Raw genomic sequence first — 25235 nt, forward strand, 5'->3', positions numbered from 1 at the left:
ACGCAGCACTTGAGTGACGCTATCACTCAAGTGCTTAGGTCAAAAACGGGTCGCACAGATTGAGGTTACACCCTTAGAGTGCGCCAACTTCTTTGAAATAACGCTCAGCACCTGGGTGCAGTGGCGCAGGCAGGTTTTTGGTTGCCTTGTCTAATTGAATGGCTTTCGCCGCTGAGTGGGCGTTGCCGAGGCGGTCTAAATGCTCAAACATCAGTTTAGTCATCTGATAGGCTAAATCGTCAGACACACCGGCTTGAGTCACAAAGAGGTTTTGAATCGCAACCGTAGAGACATCAGCGGTTTGGCCTTCGTAGGTGGCTGCTGGGATCACACCATGTTGATAGGCTGGGTTATTGATTTTGCCGATCACATCTTCGGGGATTTCCACAAAGTTGATTGGCATAGTCGCGGCTAAATCGCGGATAGCTGCCATACCTAAGCCCGAAGATTGTAAGGTCGCATCTAACTGACGGTTTTTAATCAGCTCGACCGATTCGGCATAGGGTAAAAATTCCACTTTGCCCATGTCTTCGTAGCTTAAACCCGCGGCTTTAAAAATGGCGCGGGCGTTGAGTTCAGTACCTGACTTCGGTGCACCGACAGAAATACGTTTACCTTTCAAATCCGCTAAGGTTTTGATGCCAGATTCCTTATTGGCCACAATTTGAATGTAGTTAGGGTAAGCGGCTGCGAGTACGCGCACCTTATCTAATGGCTTTTTAAAGCCTGCATCGGCATCGCCTTGATAGGCAGCAGCCACAGAATCGCCTAAGGCTAAGGCCAATTCACCACGGCCCGCTTGCAGCAAGTTGAGGTTTTCAACCGAGGCTTTAGTGGCCTGCACAGAGGTTTTGGCGCCTTCAATGCCTGAGCCATAGAGCTGCGACAGTGCCACACCAATGGGGTAATACACGCCACTGGTGCCGCCAGTTAAGATATTGATAAAGGCAGGTGCGGCCGCCATTGAGGCTGCGCTGAGTGAGAGCGTTAATGCTGCGCCAACGGCGATAAAACGTTTGTTGATTTTCATGCTGAAATATCCTTATTTTTTATTGTGTTATATAGGGTAAGGTAAATCGAACTGTTTGATTGCTACTTTAGTATCACTACTTATATACCCAAATCTGCTCAAAATACAGGCTTTGTCACGAGTTTATATGCAGTCTAAATCGTGATTTATTAGGCGAATAACCAATATTCCAATAGGGCTAGCGAGCGTCGGGTGCTCTGATGGCTAAAATGGAATAAGCTGATAAATCGGTAACTTAGCTGCGATTGTGGTTCTGGGTGATCTAGGTAAATAAAACCTTAGCAAAAGACTCAAGCAATGTGCATGTTGCTTTAGTCTAGGTGACATTTTCAGTTAAGGGCTTAGGCTAATTAAATCATCACCTTATTGATAACTTAATCTGTGTTGTTTGCGGGATAAATAACCAAAAACCGAGAGTGAGCCAATAAAAAGGGCTAACCGCAGTTAACCCTTAATTGTCGATATTGGAGGCGCACCCTAAAGTGCCACAATATTATTTAACGTTATCGAGGAGACCTTTAGACGCGTTTTTGGCGTGTTTTGCGGCACGTTTTTCCTTCATCGTCATTAACGGCTTTTTCTTGGCCTCTTTGCGATTTTTTTGCTCTTTACTCATAGTTAACTCCATGTACTTTCAGTGGTTGTTCATCAGGCTAATCATGTAAGCCATTTGCGTAAAACCCGTTCCATGATGTCCTGATTAAAGCGAAACGATTAAACTCGAATTACACCATTTTTAAATCACAACTATTTAAAACTATTGGTAAATTACTTGAATTTATTTGCCTCTCTGAGCGGTACTTGCAAAATAATCTTATCACCTAAATCCTAACTAAGATCCACTCACTACTTAGAATAATTCACGCTAATGGTAGTGCCAATGTGTATATAAAATATGCGGTTTGGCGCACGGTTTTAGCCCAGCGCCATTACCTGCGGGTCGACTTGCCGAGTATGCCGCCGAGTAGTCCGCGCAATATTTGTTTACCGAGTTGATTACCCACGGTTCGCGCCGCTTGTTTGGAGAGTGTCTCGGCCAATCCTTGGCGGCGTTTATTGCCAAAGATCAGTTCACTAAACCAGCCTTGCTCCGCCTCTTGGGTGGCGGGCGTATTCGCGGTTTTGGTGCTAGCGGCGCCATTGGCCGCTTCGGCGTGCCGTTGATTGAGCCGCTCGTAGGCGGACTCTCGGTTGATTAAAGTGTCGTACTTGCCGCCAATGGGACTCTTGGCACGAATGGCGTTTAACTCCTCCGCACTTGCGGGCCCCATGCGACAGCGGGGCGGTGCAATCAGGGCGCGTTCCACCATAGTAGGCACACCTTTCTCGGCGAGTGTCGAGACTAAAGCTTCGCCCACGGCGAGTTGTGAAATCACCTCGCTGACCACCAATTTAGGGTTGGGCACAAAGGTCTCCGCCGCAGTTTTAACGGCTTTTTGATCCCTTGGGGTATACGCCCTGAGGGCATGCTGAATCCGATTACCGAGCTGACCTAAGATCTCGTTGGGAATATCGTCAGGAAACTGCGAGCAAAAATACACCCCGACGCCCTTGGAGCGGATAAGCCGCATAATCTGCTCTATGCGTTTAAGCAAACTTGCTGGGCAGCCTTCAAACAATAAGTGTGCCTCATCGATAAAGAAGACTAACTTGGGTTTATCGAGATCGCCGACTTCGGGTAGGTTTTCAAAGAGTTCTGATAGCAGCCAGAGTAAGAAACTGGAATAGAGGTTAGGGGTCAGGATTAACTTATTAGCGGCTAACAGATTGATAATCCCGCGCCCTTGTAAGTTAGTGCGCATCAAGTCTTCGAGTTGAAGCGCTGGCTCGCCGAAAAAGTCTTTGCCGCCATCGCGCTCTAAGCCGAGGACCGAACGTTGAATGGCGGCGAGGGACTGGGCGCTGATAAGCCCATACTTGGCGGAGATATCTTTGCGCTCATCGGCGACTAAGTTGAGCATAGCGCGAAGATCGTCGAGATCGAGTAACAATAAACCTTGGTCGTCAGCCAGTTGAAACACTATGTCTAAAATACTGCTTTGGGTGTCATTGAGTTCGAGAATGCGCCCGAGCAGGGTCGGCCCCATCTCGCTCACGGTTGTGCGTAAGGGGTGTCCTTGCTCTCCTGCCAAATCCCAGAAAACCACCGGATTGGCCTCGGTTTGATATTCCTCAATCCCGATTTCGGCGGCTCGCTGGAAGAGTTTGTCGTTTGGTGTGCCCGCGACGCCAAGCCCAGAGATATCACCTTTAATGTCGGTGATAAATACCGGCACACCTTGGCGGGAGAAGCCTTCGGCGAGGGTCATCAGCGAAACGGTTTTCCCCGTCCCAGTAGCGCCTGCGATCAGTCCGTGGCGGTTGGCATATTTAAGATTTAAGTGAACCTGTTGCTCACCTTTACCTAAGAGTAGAGTATTCAAGCGCAGTCCTTGTCTTAATTAGCCCCGTGATGAACCAATGGGGCGTCGGTCATGGGTGGATAAAAAAACATCACTCAGTGTTTGCCTTTCGTGGATCTGTGTCAATATCGTTGAGCACATAATCGATACAGCTCAAGTAAAGCTTGCCAATGTTAGCTTGGTTAAGTGTAGCTATTTTGTTGAGGAGCCGAAGATGAAAACCCCTTTGATTATGTTAGTCTTGTCCGCATCACTGTTGACCTCTGCCTGTGCCGAGTTAGCCTGTTCTGCCCGGACGGATGTCGACCCCTATGAGCCCATGTTAGATAAACAGCGCTGCGTGGCTGAGGCGGATAAACAGTTGGCAGCCCACGAGAAAGCCAAAAAGGCTGCAGAGGACCAACAGCTTAAAGAAGCTGTCGACAAAGCGATTCAACAACGTCAATAGAAAGGATTGGTATGAAGGGAGCGGGAGGAACACAGGGCGGTATTGGCCAATTTTTTATTGGGCTTGCCATGATGTGTGCAGGATTTTATCTGTTATTCAATGCGATACAGGTAAGCTCCAGTTTTGGACTGGGCTATGGACTCTACCGCATGAATGCTTTTGGGCAGGGATTTTCTATCACCACAGGTATGGTGATGCTACCGTTTATCCTCGGGATAGTGATGGTGTTTTTTGATGCCAAGACTAAGTTCGGTTGGCTGCTGACCTTAGGCTCCTTAGTCGCCTTAATTGTCGGCGTGATAAGCTCGATTCAGTTTCACTTTAGGGCCATGTCGGCCTTCGATTTGATCGTGATTTTAGTGTTAGCCTTTGGTGGGCTAGGGCTGTTTTTACGCTCGTTAAAAGCGGCGCCCGCCGAGCAGAATGATCCCAAATAACGGCTACACTGAAATCTAGCTCCCATACCCATAGCCTAGGAAATCCAATGCGTTGGCATGACAGTGACCGCAGCTCCAATATCGAAGACAGACGTGACCAGCAGATGGCGTCCGCGGGCGTGCCCAGCGCGCTCCTGCTGCGCTTGCTGCCTTTTCTACTTCGCACCAAAATCGGCCGAGTGATATTGCTGCTAGGCGGATTGTATTTTGCGTTTCAATATTTTACTGGCGGATTGTCCCTAGACCCGAGCAATCAAGCGGGGTTTAGCCAGTCACAATCGGCCAGCAATACAGCCGCTCAAGATGAAAATGCCCAGTTTGTGGCGGCGATCCTCGGCACCACCGAAACCGTCTGGAATCAATTACTGCAGGGGCGATATGTCGAGCCCAAACTGGTGCTTTATCGCAATATGACCTCAACGGGATGCGGTATGGGACAGGCGCAATCAGGGCCTTTCTATTGCCCCGCTGATAGCAAAGTTTATATCGACTTGAGTTTTCTCGAGGAGCTGAAAAAACTCGGTGCGCCGGGGGATTTTGCCTTCGCCTATGTGATTGCCCACGAGGTGGGCCACCATGTGCAGAACCTACTCGGGACCAGCACTAAAGTCCGTCAGGCGCAGCAAGCCGCTGGCAAGGCGCAGGCCAATCAATTGAGTGTTGCCCTCGAATTGCAAGCCGACTGTTATGCTGGCGTGTGGGGGCATTATGTCGACAGGCAGCTCAATCTGCTCGAAGCCGGAGATGTTGAAGAAGGCATCGCTGCTGCGAGTGCTGTGGGGGATGATCGCCTGCAAAAAATGGCTGGCCGAGCCGTACAACCCGAAGCCTTTACCCATGGCAGTTCGGCTGACAGGGTAAAATGGTTTAAGACAGGCTTTGCCTCTGGCAAGCTTGCCAGCTGCAATACCTTTAATCACAACTCGTGATAACACAGCCTTAGCGTGGGATTGAGACATGGCATTTGAAGGTAAGCGTTCATTTTAGGACGTATTGACGCCTTGCAGATTTCTGCCAACCAACCTGACTAAACGTCTTTCATGATCTGTACCAGTCCTGGTGGCATTTTCCACTGGCGATTATCGTCACTGACCACCACCACCGATTTCTTGTTAATTTTGATGACCACGCCGAATACCTGCCCCTCTTTGGCCTTGAAGTGCACTTTTTGGCCTAAGCGTAACTGACTCAGGACATTAATATCGTTTTGCAAACGCAAGTACTCAATCCGTTTCCAGATAAGCTCGTTCAGCTCGTGTAATTCGTCTAAGGTTAGGTCTTCTATGCGCATATCGCCTCCGTCTGGAGGCTATTCTACCGAAGTGGCGGGTAAAGCAAAGAGGTCAGAGCGTAGCGGGTTGTCAGCGAACTTGGTTTTCCAATACTGTGGCGTCAGTTCGTGTACCTGGCTGGCAGGATGTTGGCTGATGCGCAGCAGTACATCGGTTAAATAGTCGTTCACGTTGATATCGTGCAAGCGGCAGGTCACTATCAGGCTTTGGATAACGCCGACATGCTCTGCACCGATTTCGGTCCAACAGAACAGCCAATTTTTTCGACCCATTGGAATGGACCTGAGCGCCCGCTCCAGATGGTTCGTATCCAGCGGCACATCAGGGGCTTCCAGGAAGACGCGCAGTGCCATTTCTTTGCTTTGTACATAGCCAATCGCTTTATAGAGGGGGTCTTTGGGCAGCAGCGTCAGGTTATGCAGGATGTCATCACACCACTGGAAGAAGCGGTCCACCACCGGTTTACTGTGGGTAAGCCGGTATTGGCGTTTTTTGTCATCAGTGAGCTTTTGGCGTTGGATAGTCTCTTCTATTTCATACAGCTTAGCGATTAGGCTTATCGCTTCGTTGGCCGGTTGTGGCCAGCTGTTTTCAGCTTCAATAAATTGCCGGCGACTATGCACCCAGCACTGGGCGTGGGTTAAGCCTTCATTGGCTTTGATATAACTGGCATAGGCACTGTAACCATCACTTAATAAGGTGCCTTTAAAGCGATGTTTTAATATCTCTTCGATATGCTGCCGCCCGCGGCTGGTGGAGAAGGTAAAAACAATTTCATCTTTATCGCCATACACCGGCCAGAAGTAACTTTGCTTCATTTTGCCTGGCCCAGCTTTGCCTGCTTTGATGGGCGTCTCGTCCATGGCCAGCACCTGGCTTTGTAAGATGCTGGTCAGCATCGCATCGACAATCGGATACAGTAAATCAATGCCACGTGCCACAATGGTGCCCAGCGTACTGCGGCTTAAGGTAATGCCCGCCGCAGCTAAACGCTGGTGTTGGCGATACAACGGCAAGTGATATTGGAATTTATCGACCAGCATCCCGACGATAAAGCTCACATCCGCACAGCTTTTATCCAGCACATTAAACGGCGCCTTGCTTGGCAGAATGGCTTCGCTCTCTTTGTGTTTGACGATTTGCCGGTCATAACGCAGCACTTCGAAGCTCGCCGGGCGCTGCGCTAAGCGGAAGGTGCTTTTCACACCAATCACTTCATATTTGTCCGCATCTTCCCCTTTTAGCTCATCGGGAATAAGCGTAATCACTTTGACCGGCACGTTATCGTTAAAACGTAGGCCACTGTCATTGACGCAATCATCCGGACGCTGCTTGCCTTTTCTGCGGGTGTAGGTGGTGTATTCGGTTTCACCTTCGGGCTGGGTCAGCGCGGGCACCATATCGCCCAGCAAGCTTAACTGCATACCCAATTCCAGCGCGCGCTTTTCTGACTTCTGACCAAACAACTGCTTCTCAAACCAGGCTAAGCGCTGCTTAATGCCTGCGAAGGACTGGGTCAATGTCGTGAATTTCGCTTGTAGCTCATCCCAGTTTTGCTCAAGTGTGCTGTGCTTTTGCGATAAAGTTGCATGCTGTTTTGATAAGACAGCGTGCTTTTGCGCCAATTCAGCATGTGCTTGCGCTAAGGTGTCTTTTTGCTGAAGAGCCTCAACCAAGGCTTGCAGACGCGCAATTTCACTGGTCAAATTAACCAGTGTCTCAGCATCCGTTGCCACGTTGGATGAGGGTGAAGGCTTGATTTTCATAGCGCCAATTATACAGGCTTATCAAGCGCTTGGCTGCCCATAGCGCTTCGCTTGTTTTTGACGAAGTACGGTAATTCCGTCAACGATCATTTGCAGGGTGCAGCCGGTGAGCGATTGGATCCCATTGGGGTGCGGTTTCACCGGAAACTGGCCTTGCTCTAGGCGCTTCGCCCAGACACAATAGCCTGAGCTTTCGAAGTACAACACCTTCATCTGGGTTTTACGGGCGTTGATAAACACAAAGTACTGGCCGCTTTGTGGATTATGGCAAAGCTTATTGCGTACCAGGGCACTTAAGCCGTTAAAGGATTTACGCATATCCACGGGCGTGGTGCACAGCCAGATTTTTTGGTTAGCTGCAGGGATAAACATTATTGCTGGCTAAGGGTAAGTTCAACGCCATTGCCCAGCGACAAGACAATATGCCAGCGGGTGTTGCCTTGGTGTGCAAACGCGGATAAATCGATAAACTGTGTATCTTGACGAACAGGTGCTTGCTCGGTTTGTGGAGCCAAGCGTTGCCGCCATTTGTAAAATGACATGGTACTCAGTTGATGGGTTTGGCAAAACTCAGCAATGCTCAGCTCTGATGTGTGCCATAAGTCGATTAATTGCTGCCATTGTGCAGCGTTGCGGTAAGCGCGCTTTGTCATATCACTCTCCTGTTATGGTGAGTGCACAGCTTATCGCGCGATCGTTAGTGGGGATAGGACGTCCTAAAATGGACGCTTACATTTGAAGATAGATTTCGGCTCAGTAGCCATGGGGTGATCACTAACGATGCTGGCCAAGTGTTACTCCTTAAGGCTAATTACGGCAATTGTGCCTGGGGCTTACCCGGCGGAGCCTTAGAGCCCGGCGAAACGATTCACGAAGCCCTGTTGCGTGAATGCCAAGAGGAGCTGGGATTGGCGGTGAACGTCCACTACCTGAGCGGTGTGTATTATCACAGTGCCTATCAATCCCAAGCCTTTATCTTTCGTTGTGAGTTTGCATCTGCCGATGCGGTGATTCGCTTGAGTCATGAACACTCAGAGTTTGCCTTCCATGATATCGACACCCTTAGCGCGGTTCAGCAGCAAAGAGTTAAAGATTGTCTTAATTTCAACGGGGTTGTCGTGAGTGCAAAGTTTTAAGGCTTTGCCAGCAAGCATGGGTGGTTGCTTTTAAAAGCAAAGTCAAAGTCGTGGGGCTTCACCTCCTGATTTTTAATCAAGAGTCGACCAAGGAGGACTGCTCGTCCTATCCTCCTTGGATGCTCCAAGACGCCCCAACGGAGTTGAAAGCCCCTTGTGCTCATTGCCAAATTTGCTATCGCTTCCGAAGGATGCGTCCATGCACCTGCGAAAGCTAGCTCGCCATCCATGGCGAGACTCACGCAATTTGTCTATTCGCCCTGCGGCAACTCCGAGGGGATGGTGTATTACTGTGATTATTGAGTTGTCTGTTGGTCACTAAAAGCAATAAAGAGATATGAATGCCCTGTTTAACCCTATTCGGTTTTTTACTAAGTATAATATTTACAATATAACAATGGGTGTTTTGATAAACTATTTCTTATCTTTCAAAGTATCGCCTTTGATATTGAGGTTAAAATTTGCATAACTCTTTAATTACCGCAGTTTGATGCTCTAGTTCGGGGAATAAGCGGCTTTTATCAATACCACACATTCTTAGAGAGTTTAGAATGTCTTGTTTGGCGTCCTTATCTATAAGGATTGACGATAGCCCAGCAGTCTCATTCGGCTTTAGATGGGTAAATGGAATAATCATCTTACCGTTAAAAATCTTTCCAGCATGTACGGTAAAACATCCATTTTGAGCAATTAATCTTTTATTTATTAACGGTGGGTGATACATGTAAAAGCTACCTACGTGATTCAATTCGTATTCATCTAGTTTAAAGTTTATATTGATAAAACTTTTTTTGGTGAACAAAGATAATAGATCGTTTCCATTGTAGTCTACGATTGAAATTCCGTTGATATAAGTATATGACTCTAAACTTCCTTTTTCCTTAGACTCTTCTTTAATTGCGGTCAGTACTTTTACACTTGTTTCTGCATCTATTGATGTATTAATGACTTTTGTATTTACATCTTCAAATATTAATACGCCTATTTCTTGTTCAAATGGAAGAGGATTAAGAATAAAAAGCTCTCCATCGGTATTATCATCCAGACAAGCAAAATAGGTCGCCACTAAAACATTTTCAGACCAATCTAGCAACCTTGTGGGCAATCCATAGTGTTGTGCGTAGGTAAGCAGTTCTAAAGTATTGGAATGTTCCTTTTTAGCGGCAGGGTGCCTGCGAAGGAATTCTTTTAATAGTTCATTTTCATTGTAATATGGGCCATCTCCATCCTTCCCCGTCCGTCTAAAAACAGAAGGGAGCAGTTCAAAGGATGAGTCAGTGTGACCACGAAACCAAGCACCCCGCTTACTTATGTCGAGCGATTCAACAAAAGCGATGATCTCTTGAAGTGAATTTGCTGTCGGTGGTTGCTTGTGTTCCGCCATCTTGTACGCCTTTATTTAATAAAACTGTTTCTAAAATTTATATCATCTTGCCATGGAACTTGGTTGTGTTTGGGTCAACTTTGGACTTATCACCTTCGTGAAACAGATACACATGGTCATCTGGCTGCATGCACATATTGCCAATCTGAAAGACATCAAATTAATCTGGTGATCCAAGATAAAACAAGAACATAATGCACTTTCGATTAGCATTCAAGAAACGAAGATTTTTAGTAAAAAAGCTCAACTCACTTCTTTTTGGCAGTCTTCAAAAGGGGGATGAAGCTGGTTTGAACTCAGCCGTCCATTCTATACAGACTGCATGCTCGTCAGAAGGTGCTGGATACTGTAGAGGTTGGGAAGATTCCCCCTGTGTCAGGATTGTTGTCACCCCTAAATAATCATTATGTTTAAAGACAGGGTGCGGCAAAAGAGAACGATATGGCTCGGTATTCACCAGAACGTAAAGAAGCGATCCTTAAAAAATTATTACCTCCTCACAACTTAACGGTCGCAGAGGTCGCTCGGGAAGAAGGCATCGCGGTGCAAACCTTGTATCATTGGCGAGATATTGCCAGAAAAGAAGGTCGCCCCGTGCCAGGTAAAACATTAACAGCCGATGATTGGTCGGCTGAAGCAAAACTTGCCGTGATTATTGAAACAGCGCCGCTGTCGGAAGCGGAGATAAACCAGTATTGCCGTGAAAAGGGCTTGTTCCGCGAGCAAGTACAGCAGTGGAAACAGGATTGTTTAGCTGGTTTTCAAACCTCAGAAGTACAAACTAAAACCATTAAACAGCAGGCTAAGGCTGACAAAGCCGAAATCAAATCGCTGCAACGGGAATTGCGCTATAAGGAGAAAGCGCTGGCTGAAGCTGCTGCGTTACTGGTGCTCAGAAAAAAGCTCAATGCGCTCTGGGGGGACGACAGCGAGGAGAGCTAACCCCCTTGCCTGAGCGCATAGCATTGATTGCCTTAATCCAAGAGGCCTATACCAATGGTGCTCGCCTTTATAAGGCTTGTGCTGAAACGGGCCTCAGTAAGCGTACCTATCGACGTTGGTATCGAGAAGGTCAAGTGCAAGCTGATTTAAGGCCAACAGCAGCTCGACCAGAGCCAGCAAATAAACTCGAAGAACATGAGCGACAACAGATATTAAGTGTGTGCAATCAAGCGGAGTACGCCAGCTTACCCCCGTCGCAAATTGTGCCAACATTATTAGATAACGGGATTTATATCGCCTCGGAATCCAGCTTCTACAGAGTGTTAAATGCTCATGGTCAACTTAACCATCGTGGCCGCACTCAGGCTGCGGTCAATCGAAGCAAACCGTTGAGTTATCGGGCAGATGGGCCGAATCAAGTGTGGTCATGGGACATCACTTATTTAGCCTCAATCGTCAAAGGCCAGTTCTACTATTTGTACCTGTTTGAAGATATTTACAGTAGAAAAATAGTGGGTTACGAAGTTCATGAGCAAGAAAGTGGGGAATATGCCGCTGCGCTAATCCAACGCTGTCTGTTACGCGAGCAATGCTTTAACACGCCATTAGTGCTGCATTCTGATAATGGGGCGCCGATGAAGTCACTGACCATGAAAGCCAAGCTGGAAGAGCTTGGTATTACGGCATCATTAAGTCGGCCGCGGGTGAGTAATGACAACCCCTTTTCAGAGTCGTTATTTAAAACGTTGAAATACCGCCCACAGTGGCCGGCATCAGGTTTTAGCTGCTTAGCAACAGCAAGAGAATGGGTGGAAAAGTTTGTAACCTGGTACAACGATGAGCATAAACACAGCCAGCTAAATTTTGTCTCACCAGGGCAACGTCATGCACTGCAAGATGGCGCTATTTTAGCGAAGCGCAAGAAAGTGCTTGAGGCGGCGAAGGAAAGAAAACCGATGCGTTGGTCTACAGAGATCAGAAATTGTGAAGCGGTTGGCGCTGTAACACTCAACCCAGATAAGGCACCAGAAGAAGGCGTAATAAATGCAGCTTAATATTTAAACAAAGAGTGACAACTATCTTGAAAAACACCGGATTAAGCATTGTTATGGAAGTGACCGTTGACGGCATGGATGCCGTCGTCGAGCCTATAGGGACATATTCACGGCGTGTCACTGGAATGAAAGTGCTTAATCCTTATTGAACATGCTTTGAAATAAATCTGGTTATATATGGCTCGATTTCAAACGGTTCGATAGGCAATAGCTGTGTTCATGGTTTTTAGAATAAAAAAATGCCGGACTACGGAAGAACATAGCCCGACAAAGGGAAGATAGCGTTAGCTATAGGGCGGCTGGGGTTAACTCGACTAACCAAAGTGATTGGTTATTGCTGGTATCGGTTAAGCTCACTAAGGCGCGTTGATTGCCTTGGCAAGATTTGCCTAACAAGGGGCTGATGGTCATTGTCTGACTGCCACTAAAGGCAAAGTGCAGTGTGCCAGCGGTTGTCATATAAAAATCGCTGTTCACTTGGGCATTGCTGGTGACTTCGTTCAGGCTGATCTCACCAATCACATCCCCCATATCATTCTCGGACACATTCTGCACCAGCATGTTGTAACGTGCGCCGCATTGGCCATTGGCGAACTCGGTGGTGCAGCGGTTTTGTGTGTCCGTGGCAAAGGTTAAGTCGAATTGCAGCAGGCGATTGACTGTGGCGTCGTAGCTAAAGCCTTCGATATCCCGCACCGAAGTTATGCGTCCAAGGCTGGTGCCTGCTGCGGCTGAAGGTTTATCGACCAACTCAGTCACAAAACTGCCTACCTTATCTAAGGTAAAAGTACCGCCTTCTGGGCCATTTTCAGTTGCCATCATCTCGCCCCATTGGCTGGTGCTGATGGATGAAAACTGATGGGCGTCAGCTGACTGGGCATCATAGAGACCATTAGGGCCGTCGGACTCGACACTGGCGGTAAACTTATAGCCACTGGTATCTTTGACGTAATGACCAAATTCTCCCGATTGCGCTTGGGGGGATTGACCCTCATAGCTGTCGGAGTTGGCGGTATGCACAATGGCATAGGCTTGATTGGGCAGGAAAGTCACAAAGCTGTCGTTCTCGGTTTCGGGGTCGTACACATGCCAGGTGCCGATTAACGCATCGCTAGCATCTTCGATACGAGTGAGCGTGATATTGCTGGCGCCATTGTCCGTGAGGGTCAGCTTGAGGGTAGTTAAACTGACCTCTGCCTTATTGACGACACTGCTGCCATCGTACAGGCCGCCGGAGCCGTCAGATTGACCAATAAGGCTGACACTGAAGCTGCCTGTCACGCTATCCCAAGTGTAATTACCGTATTCGACCGAGGCCGCCGCTTGGCCACCATCGCCAGAACTTTCGTGGATCAATAGGTAACGGCTATGGTCGATAAAGGTCAGAATATTACTTTGGCCTTCTCCCTCCGACAGCAGCCAGCTACCCAGCAGCAGATTACGATTCGAATTATCGAAATGGCTGAGGGCCTGGGCTTCACCGATAAGACTCAAGCCCGAGCCGAGGCTGGCAAAGGCGGTGTTGAGTTGGGAGTCAAAATCGGCACTGCTGATATCCAGTACGGTATTGGCGAGCAGATCATGGTGTGAGCTTTTGATCTGAATGCCATTTTCGACATCGCAATCCTTATCTAGGGTTTGCAGCAATTGCAGGATATTTACCTTTGTGACCTCATTGCCCGCTGCAATTTCGGTGGGAGTGACGAGTGCGCTGGCAGCTGTGCTGGGAAACTGAATCGCGCCGACCGAAAAGGTGACTTGTTCCCCCTGTAAGTATTGAAACTCACCAATATCGCTGGTGGTGCCATCGGTTTGGCTGTCGGTTTGATAATGGATCCCGGCAACTGGGCTATCCCTAAAGATCCCGGTTAATTCGGCATTAGCATTGGTTTCACAGGTGACGAGGGCGGTTTCGGCATTGCTCTGGCTTAAGGTGCCGCTGCCATTAGCGACGGTACAGGTTTGTGCTGTTGGCTGCGTATTGACGGTAATGGCAAAGCTAACGCCTTCATTCTGCATATTCGAAAATGCAAAGGCCTTATCTGTGCCATCACTTTGAACAGAAAGCGTTTCTACTGTCTGGCCATTGGTTTGTAGGGTGAGTTTTAAGGTGTTGGTTAGCCCTTTTACTGTCCCTTTAATGGCAAACTGCTGGGATTCAATGGGGCTAGGATCTTCATCGTCATCATCACTGCCGCCACAGGCGCCGAGCGTGAGACCTAAGAGAATGGGAACCGTGAGTCGATAGATTGGCTTCATTATGTAAATTCCTTTTAGGCTACTGAGCAAATATCAGCAACAACTCGCTATCCCACATAGCGGGATGGTCGTTAGTCATCATTGGGGCACGGGCGATAGCGATCGGCAGAAGGGCTCAGGTGCTGAACCCTGAACAAGATATAAATCCTCTGGAGGGATTTTGTCTTTGAAACTTATTGAATGTTTTTGAAAGTGAATAATATCAATAGATTGAAGCAAAATTTGCTGAGGTTGAGCGCGGCTTTACTGCGCGCCTTCGTCGGCATAACGGATGAGTGGCATCAAGTGTTGATATAAGTCTTCGGCTTCGACGGCGATGTCCTGCGCGCCATGTTCTTGGGCTTTTTGCCGCAGCGCCTCGGAGGGCATGATGGTGTAGAGGTAAATGGGTGTGCTGATGCCACGCTCGCGGATTGCCTGCATCAGTTTCAGACCTGCGAGGGGATCCGTGCCCCGGCCCATGTCGGTAATAATGGCATCGTAGCTATACAAACTCAGCAGTGTGAGTGCATCGCTGCTGGTTTTGGTGGTGTAAACCCCAATCTTTTTTTGCTCTAAAAACTGGCGTTCGGCCTGATTATTTTCCGGGTGATCATCGACCCACAATATGCGTGCTTTTACGTTTTGCGGCTCGGCCAACACTAATTGGCCGTTACGTTCGGCTTGATTGTGATAGAGCAGGGCAAGCACTGCGCTCGACAAGATCCCAATCAAGACTAATCCCGGCAGGGTGAAATAGGGCTTTTTTTGCGCGGGTTGAAGTGTATTCGAGTTGGCTGCGCTGGTGGCGTTATCTGTTATTGCGAGTGAGTGGTCTTGAGCGGCAAAACTGTTAGCGACGGCATCGGAGCGAATAATGGCGGCGATATCGGGGGAGAGCCGATACCCTCGGCCATGCAAGGTTTGAATAATGGGCACCTTAAGGCCCGCCGCCTCGAATAATTTGCGGGTATCTGAGATTAATCTTGCGACGGACCAACTGCTCACCACAGTATTGGGCCAAATATGTTCGAGCAAGCAGGCCTGATCGCAATGGGCGGGATAGGCGTCGATTAGCTTTGCGAGTAACAGGATAACGCGCTCGTCACAGTGGAGCCTTTGGTTGTTGCAGAACAAGGTTCGGTTCTGGGTATCCAACACAAAAGCGTTAAAACAATAATGCATTCAGGTCCCTTGGCATCGAGTCATACTTTAGTTGTTAATAAATTGTATCAACCAATTCAAGCCAAACTTGGCCCTCGAGTCAAATGAATTGTCTGTGATTGAGCTCAAACTCGTGGCATGCCTTGGGCGCTTCTTCTGTTATACTGCCCCCTCGATTTTTTGGAGGCGAGAATGGACGTATCTTCTTTACTAGACGGCCTGAATGATAAACAGCGCGAGGCTGTCGCGGCACCGCAATCCAGCATGTTAGTGCTTGCGGGCGCAGGCAGTGGCAAAACGCGAGTATTAACCCACCGTATCGCGTGGTTAATGCAGGTCGAACAGCAGAGCCCTTACTCAATTTTAGCTGTGACGTTTACCAATAAAGCCGCGGCCGAGATGCGTGAGCGGGTGGAGAAAGTCGCTGGCACCAATATGGGGCGGATGTGGATTGGTACCTTCCACGGGTTAGCGCATCGTCTGTTACGAACTCACTTCCAAGATGCGGGATTGCCGCAAAGCTTCCAAATTCTCGATTCGGACGATCAGGTGCGCTTGCTGAAACGCATCCTTAAAAGTTTGAATCTGGATGAAAAGCAATATCCTCCCCGTCAGGCGCAGGCCTATATCAATGGCAAGAAAGACCAAGGATTACGGCCCAAGCATATCGATGCGGGTGGTTTTCCGATTGAGCAAAACCTGCTGAAGATTTATCAGGTTTATCAAGAGTCTTGTGATCGCGCAGGTTTAGTCGACTTTGCCGAAATCCTGCTGCGTGCCCACGAACTTTGGCTCAATAAACCGCATTTGCTGGCGCATTATCAAGAACGTTTTAAGCATATTCTGGTAGACGAGTTCCAAGATACCAACGCCATTCAATATGCCTGGATCCGCGTGCTTGCCGGCCAAACCGCCAATGTGATGATAGTGGGTGACGACGACCAATCTATTTACGGTTGGCGTGGCGCTCAGGTTGAAAACCTGCACCGCTTCCTGCGGGATTTCCCGACGGCGACTACGATTCGCCTCGAGCAAAATTATCGCTCCAAGGGCAATATTTTGAAGGCGTCGAACGCCCTTATCGCCAATAACCCCGAGCGTTTAGGTAAAGAGTTGTGGACCGACGAAGCCGATGGTGAGCCGATTTCCCTCTACTGCGCCTTCAACGAAATGGACGAGGCGCGCTTTATTGTCGGCCGTATCAATGATTGGTACGAAAAAGGCGGCAATTTAAGTGACTGCGCGATTTTATATCGCTCAAACGCTCAGTCGCGTGTGCTCGAAGAAGCCTTATTACACAAAGGCTTAGCCTATCGTATTTACGGTGGCCTGCGCTTCTTCGAACGCCAAGAGATTAAAGATGCTATGGGTTATATGCGTCTAATCAGCAATAAAAATGACGATGCCGCCTTCGAGCGCGTGGTTAATACACCGCCCCGCGGCATTGGCGATCGCACCTTAGATATTCTGCGTTCGACCGCCCGTCAGCAGGAACTCACCCTGTGGCAGGCTTGTTTACGTTTGCTGGATGAAAAAGTGCTGGCTGGCCGCGCCGCCTCTGCGGTACGTGGCTTTATGGATCTTATCGTCACCCTGCAGGAAGAAACTCAGGATATGGCGCTGTACCGGATGACGGACACAGTGATCCAAGCCTCTGGCCTTAAGGCCATGTACGAGGCGGAAAAAGGCGAAAAGGCCCACGCCCGTATCGAAAACTTAGAGGAACTCGTTACCGCGGCGCGCACCTTCGAAATGCCAGAGGAGCTTGAGGATATGGGCGAGCTTAACGCCTTCCTATCCCACGCGGCCTTAGAGGCGGGCGAAGGTCAGGCCGATGCCTTTACCGATGCCGTACAGTTAATGACACTGCACTCGGCCAAGGGGCTTGAGTTTACTATGGTGTTTATGGCGGGCGTCGAGGAGGGGATTTTCCCGAGTAAGATGGCGCTCGAAGAGGGCGACAGACTCGATGAGGAACGTCGCCTCTGTTACGTGGGCATGACCCGCGCGATGGAAAAACTCTATATCACCTATGCCGAATCCCGCCGTATTTATGGCCGCGAAGATTATGCCCGTCCATCTCGCTTTATTAAGGAAATTCCGCCGCAATATGTGGACGAAATTCGCTTAAAGGCGCAGGTGTCAACGCCGATGGCGAATAATCGCTTCAGTGCGCAAAAGTCGGCGGTCGCCAACGATACTGGCTTTAGCGTCGGCCAAAGAGTGCATCATCCAAAATTTGGTGACGGTAAAGTGACTAACTTTGAGGGCAGTGGCGCGCAGGCGCGAGTGCAGGTGAATTTTAGTGATTTTGGCAGTAAGTGGCTGGTGGTCGCCTACGCGCGTTTAGAGGCGCGTTGATTGACGCCAATGTCATGATTTTGTGACAGCTTGAGTCTGCACAAATTCGCTTAAAAGGTGGCTAGGGTATATGATGCTTAGCCTAGCAACCGAGATAAAAAATTAGGTTTGGGAGTAGCTAGTTAATGAATCTAAAGCAGAAGTGGGACGTGTATTCCCGCCTGACTCGACTCGACCGTCCTATCGGCACCTTGTTATTGCTCTGGCCCTGTTTAATGGCGCTGGTGTTAGCGGCGGGTGGAATGCCCGATATTAAAGTGTTGATTATCTTTATTATCGGTGTGGTGATTATGCGCGCCTGTGGCTGCATTATTAACGACTATGCCGACCGCGACCTCGACTCCCACGTTGAGCGCACTAAATCCCGTCCCCTCGCCAGTGGCGAAATCAGCACCAAAGAAGCGCTATTGCTGTTTGTGATCTTAGGTTTAGCTGCTTTTGGTTTAGTGTTACTGCTCAACGGTTTAGTGGTTAAGCTCTCTGTTGTCGGCATTATCCTCACCATTATCTACCCCTTTACTAAGCGGGTAACGAACATGCCGCAGATGTTTTTGGGCGTGGTGTGGAGCTGGTCGATTCCCATGGCCTATGCGGCGCAAACCGGTGAAGTGCCCATCGAAGCTTGGTGGTTATTTGCCGCCAATTGGTTCTGGACTGTGGCCTACGACACTATGTACGCCATGGTCGATAGGGACGATGACTTAAAAGTCGGTATCAAATCGACAGCCATTCTTTTTGGCCAATACGACCGTCAAATCATTGGGTTATTTCAATTTGCCGCGCTGCTGTGTTTTATCGCCGCGGGTTGGAGTGCCGACCGTGGCCTGCTCTATGGTTTAGGACTACTTACCTTTGTTGGTTTTAGCACTTACCAACAGATGTTAATTTTTGGCCGCGAAAGAGCTCCTTGCTTTAAAGCCTTCCTCAACAATAACTGGGCGGGATTAGCACTGTTTGTCGGTTTAGGCGCCGATTATCTGTTTTAAGTTTTCCTCTCCGTTTGTATGAGTGCTATCAGGCGTGTCGCCTGATAGCCGCTCAAAACTCATCAAAAGCCTGTTCACACTCAAGCTACTGACTCGATGCGCTATTCATCTGCGACGGCAGACTTGTTGAATCTAGAGCGTCAGAAGCTTTATCCTCAGAAGCTTTGGCCTCTGAAGATTGAGTTTCAGCACATTGGTAAGCATTTCCCATCATAGTCACTGAGCCTAAAAACTTAAGCGGTTGATAGAGATAAACCGTATCGGCGCCGAGGGCATGACTTTTGATACGCAGCTCGTTGAGAGTGCCCCACACCATATCCCTATCACTGTGTAACCAATAGTCATAGAAATGTCCCTGTGATCCAATGACTGTGCCTTTATAGGTACAGTTTTCGATGGCGACAGAGTTTTCCCATAATATTTTAACCTGTGCCGATTCAGGCGTCGGAAAGGTGACACACGCCGTTAAATTTAAACCGATTAATAACAGCAATATTGCACGAAAGATCATTTATTGAGTGCTCGCATTCACTATTTCATCAAATCGAAGTTAATGGGGTTCTATTAATTCATCACTACTTTTTGCCGATGACTTTAATTCCGGCTTTACTGCGGTCTGAATTTCCATATACCTCAATTTTTTTCACACAGCGGCGCGCACCGAGTGATTTCCACTCCGAGTGTTTATCCTTTTCGATATCGGTATCAAAGCGGACGGTACGGGTTTTATCATCCCCATAGGTCACTACGACGCGATCAACGCTGACATCTCTTTCTGCCTTGATTTTAATGTACTTTGCTTGTCTACAAATGATAAGCGGGATGGTGGCAGGATGATCACCTATGCCGAGTAACAGGGTTCGACCTAGGGTGATTTCATCATCCTTATCATCATCTTTTGCGTGGGCAACGGTTGTGGTGAGCGCGAGTAGTAAACAAAGAATGAGTCGATGGATGATGGTCGTCGAAAATAGACTGGATTTTAATAACATTATGGCCTCCAAAAAATGGGGGCGAATCATAAGGGATTTAACTATCCCTAAATAGTTTTTTAATTGGTGAATGCGGCGGATATCACGTGATTTTTTAGGAAGTTTCGATAAGTGTTTTTTACTTTGATACAAATGTCATTGTTATTTTGGTTATATTATTTTTGTTTTTAATTAGACTGAAATATCCATTAAATGATGACATTTTATCATCCTATTTAAAGGGCAGATTTAAAGTGCCGATTTTTCGCTGTCGGCCAAATGCTGTATGTCGTATGCATTTTTCTGGTAGATTGTGACAACTCGTACTCGGCTCGCTCGCTTATCGCCGTATTCGCTGTAAGCAAGGCAGGCGCGAGTCGCTACAGGATTTATTCAATGGAGGTGAAGTATGCCGTGCCGACTAACACAATTGTTTGGGATCCAGTTTCCGATTATTCAAGCCCCGATGGCGGGCGTGCAGGGTAGTGCACTGGCGATTGAAGTATCGCAGGCCGGTGGATTGGGCTCCTTGCCCTGCGCTATGTTATCCCTCGAGGCGCTTGAGGCTGAGTTAACCGAAATCCGCAGCAATACCACTAAACCTATCAATGTGAATTTCTTTTGCCATAGTGAGCCTTTACCGCAGGCGGCCAAGCAAGCGGCTTGGCTCGAACAGCTGACACCCTATTTCACTGAATTTAATCTCGACCCGAATGCGCAGCCCGCTGGCGCCCAGCGCACCCCCTACAGCAAGGCGCAGGCCGAGGTGTTAGCCAAATTTAAGCCCGAGGTGGTGAGTTTTCATTTTGGGTTGCCCGATGAAGAGTTGCTGCTGGAAATCAAATCCTGGGGTTCAAAAGTTATCTCCACGGCGACTACTGTCGAGGAGGCACTTTGGCTCGAGGCTCGCGGCGCCGATGCGATTATTGCCCAGGGCCTTGAGGCAGGTGGGCACAGAGGGCACTTTTTATCCGAGGATTTAACCGAGCAGCAGGGGACTTTTAGTCTTTTACCGCAGGTGATTGCGGCGGTGGATATTCCTGTGATTGCTGCCGGTGGCATTGTCGATGCCACCACAGTGCGCGCTGCCATGGCGATGGGCGCTTCGGCGGTGCAAGTGGGAACAGCCTATTTACTCTGCCCCGAGTGCAATACCAGCAGCATTCATCGTGAGGCGCTGCAAAGCGACGCCGCTCAGCATACGGCACTGACTAATTTATTTTCCGGTCGACCCGCTCGCGGCATAGTGAACCGCTTTATGGCCGAAATGGGGCCGATGAATGAAGCTGTGCCAGATTTCCCCTTGGCATCCTCAGCCGTTGCGGGCTTAAGAACGGCGGCGGAGCGGCAAGGATTTGGCGATTTTAGTCCGCTATGGTGCGGCCAAAATGCCAGTGGTTGCCGAAACATTCCCGCAGCCGATCTGACGCGGCAGCTGGCTTTAGGGGTGATGGGTTTATTATCTAGCTGATTATTTCTTACTCAACCTTGTCTCCATGGCCGTCACTCCCCATATCACTACTAAGCCAAGTGAGGAGTTTGGTGTTCATTATCATGGGGATGAGGTGTATCGAGCCGCATCCCTATATTGAATATGCTCGTTGATAGGGATGTTAAATGCTAAAAATCCGACTTAGACGCCAAGTTCAATACCGCATTGCCTTTCTGGTACTGATGATTGCGGTATATGTCCTAGGCTTTCATTTGCTGCCGGAGCAGCTTACAAACACGCGTGAAGCCTTATCCTTAGCCGTAGTGACGGCCCTCTATTTTGTGCTGTTGCCAGTGCTTTATTGGTATTGGATTATCAGAATAGGTGCGCAAAAGCCGTGGAAGATATTGGTTGTGTTAAGTTTGAGTAGCCTAATGGCTAGGCTTAGCTATCCACATGAAGTTGCTGAGTATTTCGAGTTTGTCGCTTGGCTACGTTATCCCATTATTGCGGTATTACTCCTTATCGAGCTGTACTTGATGGTGAGCATTATTAAGGGCTTATGGCAGGCGAGAAAGGCATCTGGGGATCCAAGATTAGCTATCGTTGAGCAGTATGCCGCAATGGCGCAGCCTGAGCCGAGTGCTGAAGCGGTAAAAATAGACTCAATTAATCCCTACAAGCCGTCAGAGTCTGGTTTGCCGCCAAGTGCCGACGAGAAGAGGTTAACATTGGGGTTGATCCTCGCCACTGAGCCCGCCAGTTGGTATTACGCTATTCCTTATTTTTCCCGTCGTCACCCTGAGGCTATTGGCTCACTCAACTTGCTCAGCGCTAAGCCTTGGCATGCCTTGGTTATCATCGTGGGGTTAATGGCCGCCTCAGCGGTGAGCTACAGCTTACTCGATGGAATAAGCCATATTGCGGCACTATTTGTTTCGGGGTTGCTTTTGTACTCCATCCTATTAATGGCGGCAAATTATCGGATCAGCCGTTATTACTCGCTCTACCAAAGGGCGGATAAGCTCATTATTAATAACGGTATGTGGGGCTTTATGGCCGTTGATTTCACGCAGATTAGTGAACTGAAATTAGGGCACTTTAGCAGTCCTGTGTCGCAGTCTTCACTGGGTGACACCACGCCTAGTGACGCACCCGAAATCTTAACCCTAGGTCGTGGTGAGGCGAATGTGCAGCTGATATTTAAACTGCCACAAGTTTATTACGGCGCTATGGGGCAATTACCTGAGTCATTGACTGTGGTTAACTTAGTCGTCGAGGACCCTCAAGCGTTAGCCGATACCTTAACCCCATGTGTTGTGCTAGATAAGGTATCGTAGTGAGAAGAAAATGAGTTCGCGGCCTTGGTGCAATCGGCGCGTCGCTTCTGCTCAAATAGGCTTATATTTTACATGGCTAAAATATAAGCCTATTCATTTATACTGGCGGGTGAGCGGCTCAGTCCTGTAATGCCGCCCTGTTTCACTTGGTATTTGTTCTCAGTAATTGCTTATGTCACTGGCTGAATCTCACGACCAACCCTTGTGGTTGCGAGCGATCTCCACCTGAAAGGATAACGCTAATGTTTTTACGTCGAATCATAGTTACCTGTCTCGCCCTTATCTGTTTTTCTACTTTTGCTGCCGATAAAAGCTATCAAGATATAGTGCTAAAAACCTATCCAGATCAACAGCAAACCTCCTTAAAAAACATCGCTGGCGATAAGCCGATTTACCTTAAGTTTTGGGCAACCTGGTGTCAGCCCTGTATGGAGCAGATGCCGCATTTTGAGGAATTGCAGAAAAAGTATCAGGATAAGGTCAATATCCTCGCCCTGAATATTAATATCAACGAAGAACAGCCTAAGATAGCCGAAGTGATCTCACGTTTCGGTCTGACTATGCCTGTCTGGCTAGATAACGAGGGCGAATTGGGTGTGGCCCTTGGCTTAGTCGGGACGCCCTATAGCGTATTAATCAATCGCGCAGGCGAGGTGGTTTACACTAGCCATGAGTCGGATGCGAACCTCGATAAATTTATCGATATGTTGGCCAATGGCCAAGAGCTCAGCGCGCAAACTACAGATGCACCAAGCCCAGAACAAACGGCTAAGCTGCTGAAACCTTGGGAGCAAGGCGAGCATCTACTGTTTTTTACCGCCACTTGGTGTGATTGGTATTTGGCAGAGAGTCGCCCTGAAATGTCTCAGGCCTGTGTTGCCGCCCAGAAAGATTTAGACATGCTAGCACAACAGCTGCCGAACAAAGCCTGGCATGGGGTGGTGAATCATCTGTGGACGGACGATAAAGCCCTCGCCGATTTTAAACAGCTCTATCCTTCACGCGTCGATTTTAGTATCGATGAATTAGGTGTGCTATTTAATCACTTTAGTATCCGCAACATCCCGACATTGCTTTGGGTGAAAGACGGTAAAGTAATTGAGCGTATTACCGATTTTAGCCAGCCAGAGAAAATTGTCGCTAAGCTCAAGGCCGCGCCATAGGGATTTTCAACCATTTGGCCTTCGAGATATTCGAAGGCCTTTGGGGATACCAGTAGCACTGATACACTACTCACGCTTTAGTTAAATGTCGTTGCCCATGGAAAGCACTGCGCAATAAACTGGCTCACAGAATGGGGAACACCCAAAGGCTGGTTGTTGCTTGGCACTCTGCCAAGTTTTCCGCCTTGTTGTTGGATTCTATTGTGGGAGTTTGTGGATGGCACAGATTATCAGTAATGCTGCGGTGGGTCGTACCCTATTGATTTTATTGCTGTGTGCTGGTGTTTTCTTTTTTATCGATTTTTTAGTTCCCGCCTTGGCCGCCCTGATCGTCTGCTTCTCCAGTTGGCCGTTGTATCAAAAATTAATGGCTAAATGCGGTGGTCGCTCGGCGTTGTCTGCCACTATCGCGTTAGTCTTGATTATTCTTGGGCTTATTACGCCGCTGATTTTTGTATTTTCCTATGCTTTACAAGAAATTAGAGCCTGGGTGGAGTGGCTGGTGTATGCCAACCAGCATGGCGCTCCCGTGCCGCTGTGGATTAAGGATTTACCTTGGATTGGCGAGTGGCTCACCCTGCAATGGCAGCAGTTTATCGGTGAACCCCATGAGCTGGGCAAGATAGTCAGTGCCATTAGTGGCCAGAATCTGAGTGGTATTTCCCGCTGGGTACTGCAATTGGGCTGGAATACCTTGGGCCTGCTGCTGACCTTGCTGTTTATGCTGATCACCTTGTTTTTCTTATATAAAGATGGCGAATCGGTGGCTAAACAGCTGGATATTGTTGGCGAGCGCATTCTTCCTGCACGCTGGCATAGGTTCTCCCGCGTGGTGCCTGCGACTGTGAGTTCAACCGTTATCGGCATGACACTTATCGCCATCGGTGAGGGCATTGTGTTGGGGATTGCTTACTGGATTGCAGGTGTACCTTCGGCCGTAGCCTTTGGGGTGTTGACCGCGTTTATGGCCTTAGTGCCCGGCGGTGCGCCAACTATGTTTACCTTGATTTCACTGTACTTAGTCGGCACCGGCGATATGACGGCAGGGGTGGGCTTATTCCTCTGGGGCAGTATCGAGCTGTTTATTGTCGATAAAACGCTGCGACCTAATTTGGTTGGCGGGCCAATCAAATTACCCTTCCTGCCGACCTTTTTCGGTTTGATTGGTGGGGTGAAAACCATGGGGTTTGTTGGTCTGTTTGTCGGCCCTGTGTTGATGGCGTTGCTGATTGCTATCTGGCGCGAATGGTTAAGGGACGATCCCAGTACCGAGCCTGACTCACCAGAGGTTCTGACATCCGTATCCCAAGAGATACTGCCAAAGCATGCAGATTAAAGCTGGCCGTATGTCTGTTTGCGCTCTTCGGTGTAATACCACCAAGGTTTAGGGTCATCACCCGCCATAAAGCGGGTGATAGACAGAAACACATCCAGTACGCAGGGGTCGTGTCTTTGGCCAGTTTTGTCGCACAGAGTGCGATACATCTGGTAGGGATTTTGCCCCAGCAATTGCGCCGGTGTCTCTATGCCGAGCAGGCGTAAATCCGCCGCGCTCGCTTTACCAATATTCGGTAAATCCGTTAATTGCATAACCTTAGCGCGTACCACTTTTGCTGGATTCATTTGTTATCCCTATCAGTTGCACCCATGTTCTAGGAGTCTACCTCGTTCTGAAGCACTTGGTCAGA

The 25235-nt window shown here is 48.6% G+C and carries 24 protein-coding genes; 11 read left to right on the plus strand and 13 right to left on the minus strand.

Translation table 11 applies throughout. The annotated features are described in order from the left end of the window. Positions 1-73 precede the first annotated feature (73 nt). The 3 genes from N5E87_RS02410 to N5E87_RS02420 all read right to left on the minus strand — a co-directional run bounded on the left by N5E87_RS02410 (position 74) and on the right by N5E87_RS02420 (position 3453). Complete coding sequence (locus N5E87_RS02410) at positions 74-1030, minus strand: TAXI family TRAP transporter solute-binding subunit (RefSeq protein WP_011627359.1); 957 nt, start codon at positions 1028-1030, stop codon at positions 74-76. A gap of 493 nt (positions 1031-1523) precedes the next feature. Then, positions 1524-1646, minus strand: a complete 123-nt coding sequence (locus tag N5E87_RS02415) for a hypothetical protein (protein ID WP_039978852.1) — start codon at positions 1644-1646, stop codon at positions 1524-1526. A 313-nt stretch (positions 1647-1959) separates the two neighbouring features. Continuing rightward, complete coding sequence (locus N5E87_RS02420; protein WP_086903813.1) at positions 1960-3453, minus strand: helicase HerA-like domain-containing protein; 1494 nt, start codon at positions 3451-3453, stop codon at positions 1960-1962. Between the two features lie 193 nt (positions 3454-3646). Here N5E87_RS02420 and N5E87_RS02425 point away from each other — a divergent pair, with 193 nt between their 5' ends. The 3 genes from N5E87_RS02425 to N5E87_RS02435 are packed head-to-tail and all read left to right on the plus strand — an operon-like array spanning position 3647 to position 5246. Next, on the plus strand, positions 3647-3880 hold the full coding sequence (locus N5E87_RS02425; RefSeq protein ID WP_011621266.1) for a hypothetical protein: 234 nt from the start codon (positions 3647-3649) through the stop codon (positions 3878-3880). 11 nt (positions 3881-3891) lie between these two features. Further along, positions 3892-4317, plus strand: coding sequence for a hypothetical protein (locus tag N5E87_RS02430; protein WP_086903814.1), 426 nt, complete (start codon positions 3892-3894; stop codon positions 4315-4317). Positions 4318-4364: 47 nt separating this feature from the next. Next, the gene (locus N5E87_RS02435) at positions 4365-5246 is read left to right on the plus strand and encodes a neutral zinc metallopeptidase (RefSeq protein ID WP_086903815.1); all 882 of its coding nucleotides are present in this window, start codon (positions 4365-4367) and stop codon (positions 5244-5246) included. A gap of 98 nt (positions 5247-5344) precedes the next feature. Here N5E87_RS02435 and N5E87_RS02440 read toward each other — a convergent pair whose 3' ends face one another. From N5E87_RS02440 to N5E87_RS02455, 4 genes are read right to left on the minus strand one after another with little or no spacing between them, the layout of a single operon-like run. After that, positions 5345-5608 (minus strand): transposase, encoded by a 264-nt coding sequence (locus N5E87_RS02440; RefSeq protein WP_279774985.1) that lies wholly within the window; start codon positions 5606-5608, stop codon positions 5345-5347. Positions 5609-5626: 18 nt separating this feature from the next. Further along, entirely contained in the window at positions 5627-7375 is a 1749-nt protein-coding gene (locus tag N5E87_RS02445) for an IS66 family transposase (RefSeq protein WP_279774986.1), read from the minus strand. 21 nt (positions 7376-7396) lie between these two features. Next, positions 7397-7747, minus strand: coding sequence for an IS66 family insertion sequence element accessory protein TnpB (tnpB, locus tag N5E87_RS02450; RefSeq protein WP_253990070.1), 351 nt, complete (start codon positions 7745-7747; stop codon positions 7397-7399). Beyond that, positions 7747-8028 carry an IS66 family insertion sequence element accessory protein TnpB gene (locus N5E87_RS02455; RefSeq protein ID WP_253990071.1) on the minus strand — a complete coding sequence of 94 codons (282 nt, stop codon included), beginning with the start codon at positions 8026-8028 and terminating at the stop codon, positions 7747-7749. Before N5E87_RS02455 ends, tnpB begins: the two co-directional genes overlap by 1 nt. Before the next feature lie 114 nt (positions 8029-8142). On the opposite strand from N5E87_RS02455, the gene N5E87_RS02460 reads away from it, so the two are divergent. Next, a complete protein-coding gene (locus N5E87_RS02460) occupies positions 8143-8511 on the plus strand; it encodes an NUDIX domain-containing protein (protein ID WP_279774987.1) in 369 nt (122 codons plus the stop codon). 454 nt (positions 8512-8965) lie between these two features. Here N5E87_RS02460 and N5E87_RS02465 read toward each other — a convergent pair whose 3' ends face one another. Beyond that, entirely contained in the window at positions 8966-9895 is a 930-nt protein-coding gene (locus N5E87_RS02465; protein WP_232015265.1) for an FRG domain-containing protein, read from the minus strand. A gap of 441 nt (positions 9896-10336) precedes the next feature. Here N5E87_RS02465 and N5E87_RS02470 point away from each other — a divergent pair. Next, positions 10337-11892 (plus strand): IS3-like element ISSpu6 family transposase gene (locus N5E87_RS02470; protein WP_086937296.1). Its coding sequence is split into 2 segments (ribosomal slippage): positions 10337-10799 and positions 10799-11892, totalling 1557 coding nucleotides; the frame shifts between segments, so codons are not numbered across the junction. A gap of 288 nt (positions 11893-12180) precedes the next feature. Here the strand turns inward: N5E87_RS02470 and N5E87_RS02475 are convergent. Then, positions 12181-14151 (minus strand): hypothetical protein, encoded by a 1971-nt coding sequence (locus N5E87_RS02475; RefSeq protein WP_279774989.1) that lies wholly within the window; start codon positions 14149-14151, stop codon positions 12181-12183. A 243-nt stretch (positions 14152-14394) separates the two neighbouring features. Further along, positions 14395-15315, minus strand: coding sequence for a response regulator (locus N5E87_RS02480; protein WP_279774990.1), 921 nt, complete (start codon positions 15313-15315; stop codon positions 14395-14397). 171 nt (positions 15316-15486) lie between these two features. On the opposite strand from N5E87_RS02480, the gene uvrD reads away from it, so the two are divergent. After that, positions 15487-17655, plus strand: a complete 2169-nt coding sequence (uvrD, locus tag N5E87_RS02485) for a DNA helicase II (RefSeq protein ID WP_011715677.1) — start codon at positions 15487-15489, stop codon at positions 17653-17655. A 125-nt stretch (positions 17656-17780) separates the two neighbouring features. Beyond that, positions 17781-18641 (plus strand): 4-hydroxybenzoate octaprenyltransferase, encoded by an 861-nt coding sequence (gene ubiA / locus N5E87_RS02490; protein ID WP_086903820.1) that lies wholly within the window; start codon positions 17781-17783, stop codon positions 18639-18641. A gap of 85 nt (positions 18642-18726) precedes the next feature. On the opposite strand, the gene N5E87_RS02495 is transcribed toward ubiA, so the two are convergent. Next, positions 18727-19152 (minus strand): DUF4156 domain-containing protein, encoded by a 426-nt coding sequence (locus N5E87_RS02495; RefSeq protein WP_279774991.1) that lies wholly within the window; start codon positions 19150-19152, stop codon positions 18727-18729. A 64-nt stretch (positions 19153-19216) separates the two neighbouring features. Then, a complete protein-coding gene (locus tag N5E87_RS02500; protein WP_126512337.1) occupies positions 19217-19633 on the minus strand; it encodes a DUF2541 family protein in 417 nt (138 codons plus the stop codon). 388 nt (positions 19634-20021) lie between these two features. On the opposite strand from N5E87_RS02500, the gene N5E87_RS02505 reads away from it, so the two are divergent. The 4 genes from N5E87_RS02505 to N5E87_RS02520 all read left to right on the plus strand — a co-directional run bounded on the left by N5E87_RS02505 (position 20022) and on the right by N5E87_RS02520 (position 24883). Continuing rightward, positions 20022-21083 (plus strand): nitronate monooxygenase, encoded by a 1062-nt coding sequence (locus N5E87_RS02505; RefSeq protein WP_279774993.1) that lies wholly within the window; start codon positions 20022-20024, stop codon positions 21081-21083. Positions 21084-21229: 146 nt separating this feature from the next. Then, positions 21230-22384 carry a hypothetical protein gene (locus N5E87_RS02510; RefSeq protein ID WP_279774995.1) on the plus strand — a complete coding sequence of 385 codons (1155 nt, stop codon included), beginning with the start codon at positions 21230-21232 and terminating at the stop codon, positions 22382-22384. Positions 22385-22626: 242 nt separating this feature from the next. Further along, positions 22627-23547, plus strand: coding sequence for a redoxin family protein (locus N5E87_RS02515; RefSeq protein WP_279774996.1), 921 nt, complete (start codon positions 22627-22629; stop codon positions 23545-23547). Between the two features lie 217 nt (positions 23548-23764). After that, positions 23765-24883, plus strand: a complete 1119-nt coding sequence (locus N5E87_RS02520) for an AI-2E family transporter (protein ID WP_279774997.1) — start codon at positions 23765-23767, stop codon at positions 24881-24883. Here N5E87_RS02520 and N5E87_RS02525 read toward each other — a convergent pair. Continuing rightward, on the minus strand, positions 24880-25170 hold the full coding sequence (locus N5E87_RS02525; protein ID WP_086903004.1) for a helix-hairpin-helix domain-containing protein: 291 nt from the start codon (positions 25168-25170) through the stop codon (positions 24880-24882). The genes N5E87_RS02520 and N5E87_RS02525 overlap by 4 nt on opposite strands. Positions 25171-25235 lie beyond the last annotated feature (65 nt).

It is taken from the genome of Shewanella sp. GD03713, assembly GCF_029843705.1.
In the GTDB taxonomy this organism is placed as follows: domain Bacteria; phylum Pseudomonadota; class Gammaproteobacteria; order Enterobacterales; family Shewanellaceae; genus Shewanella.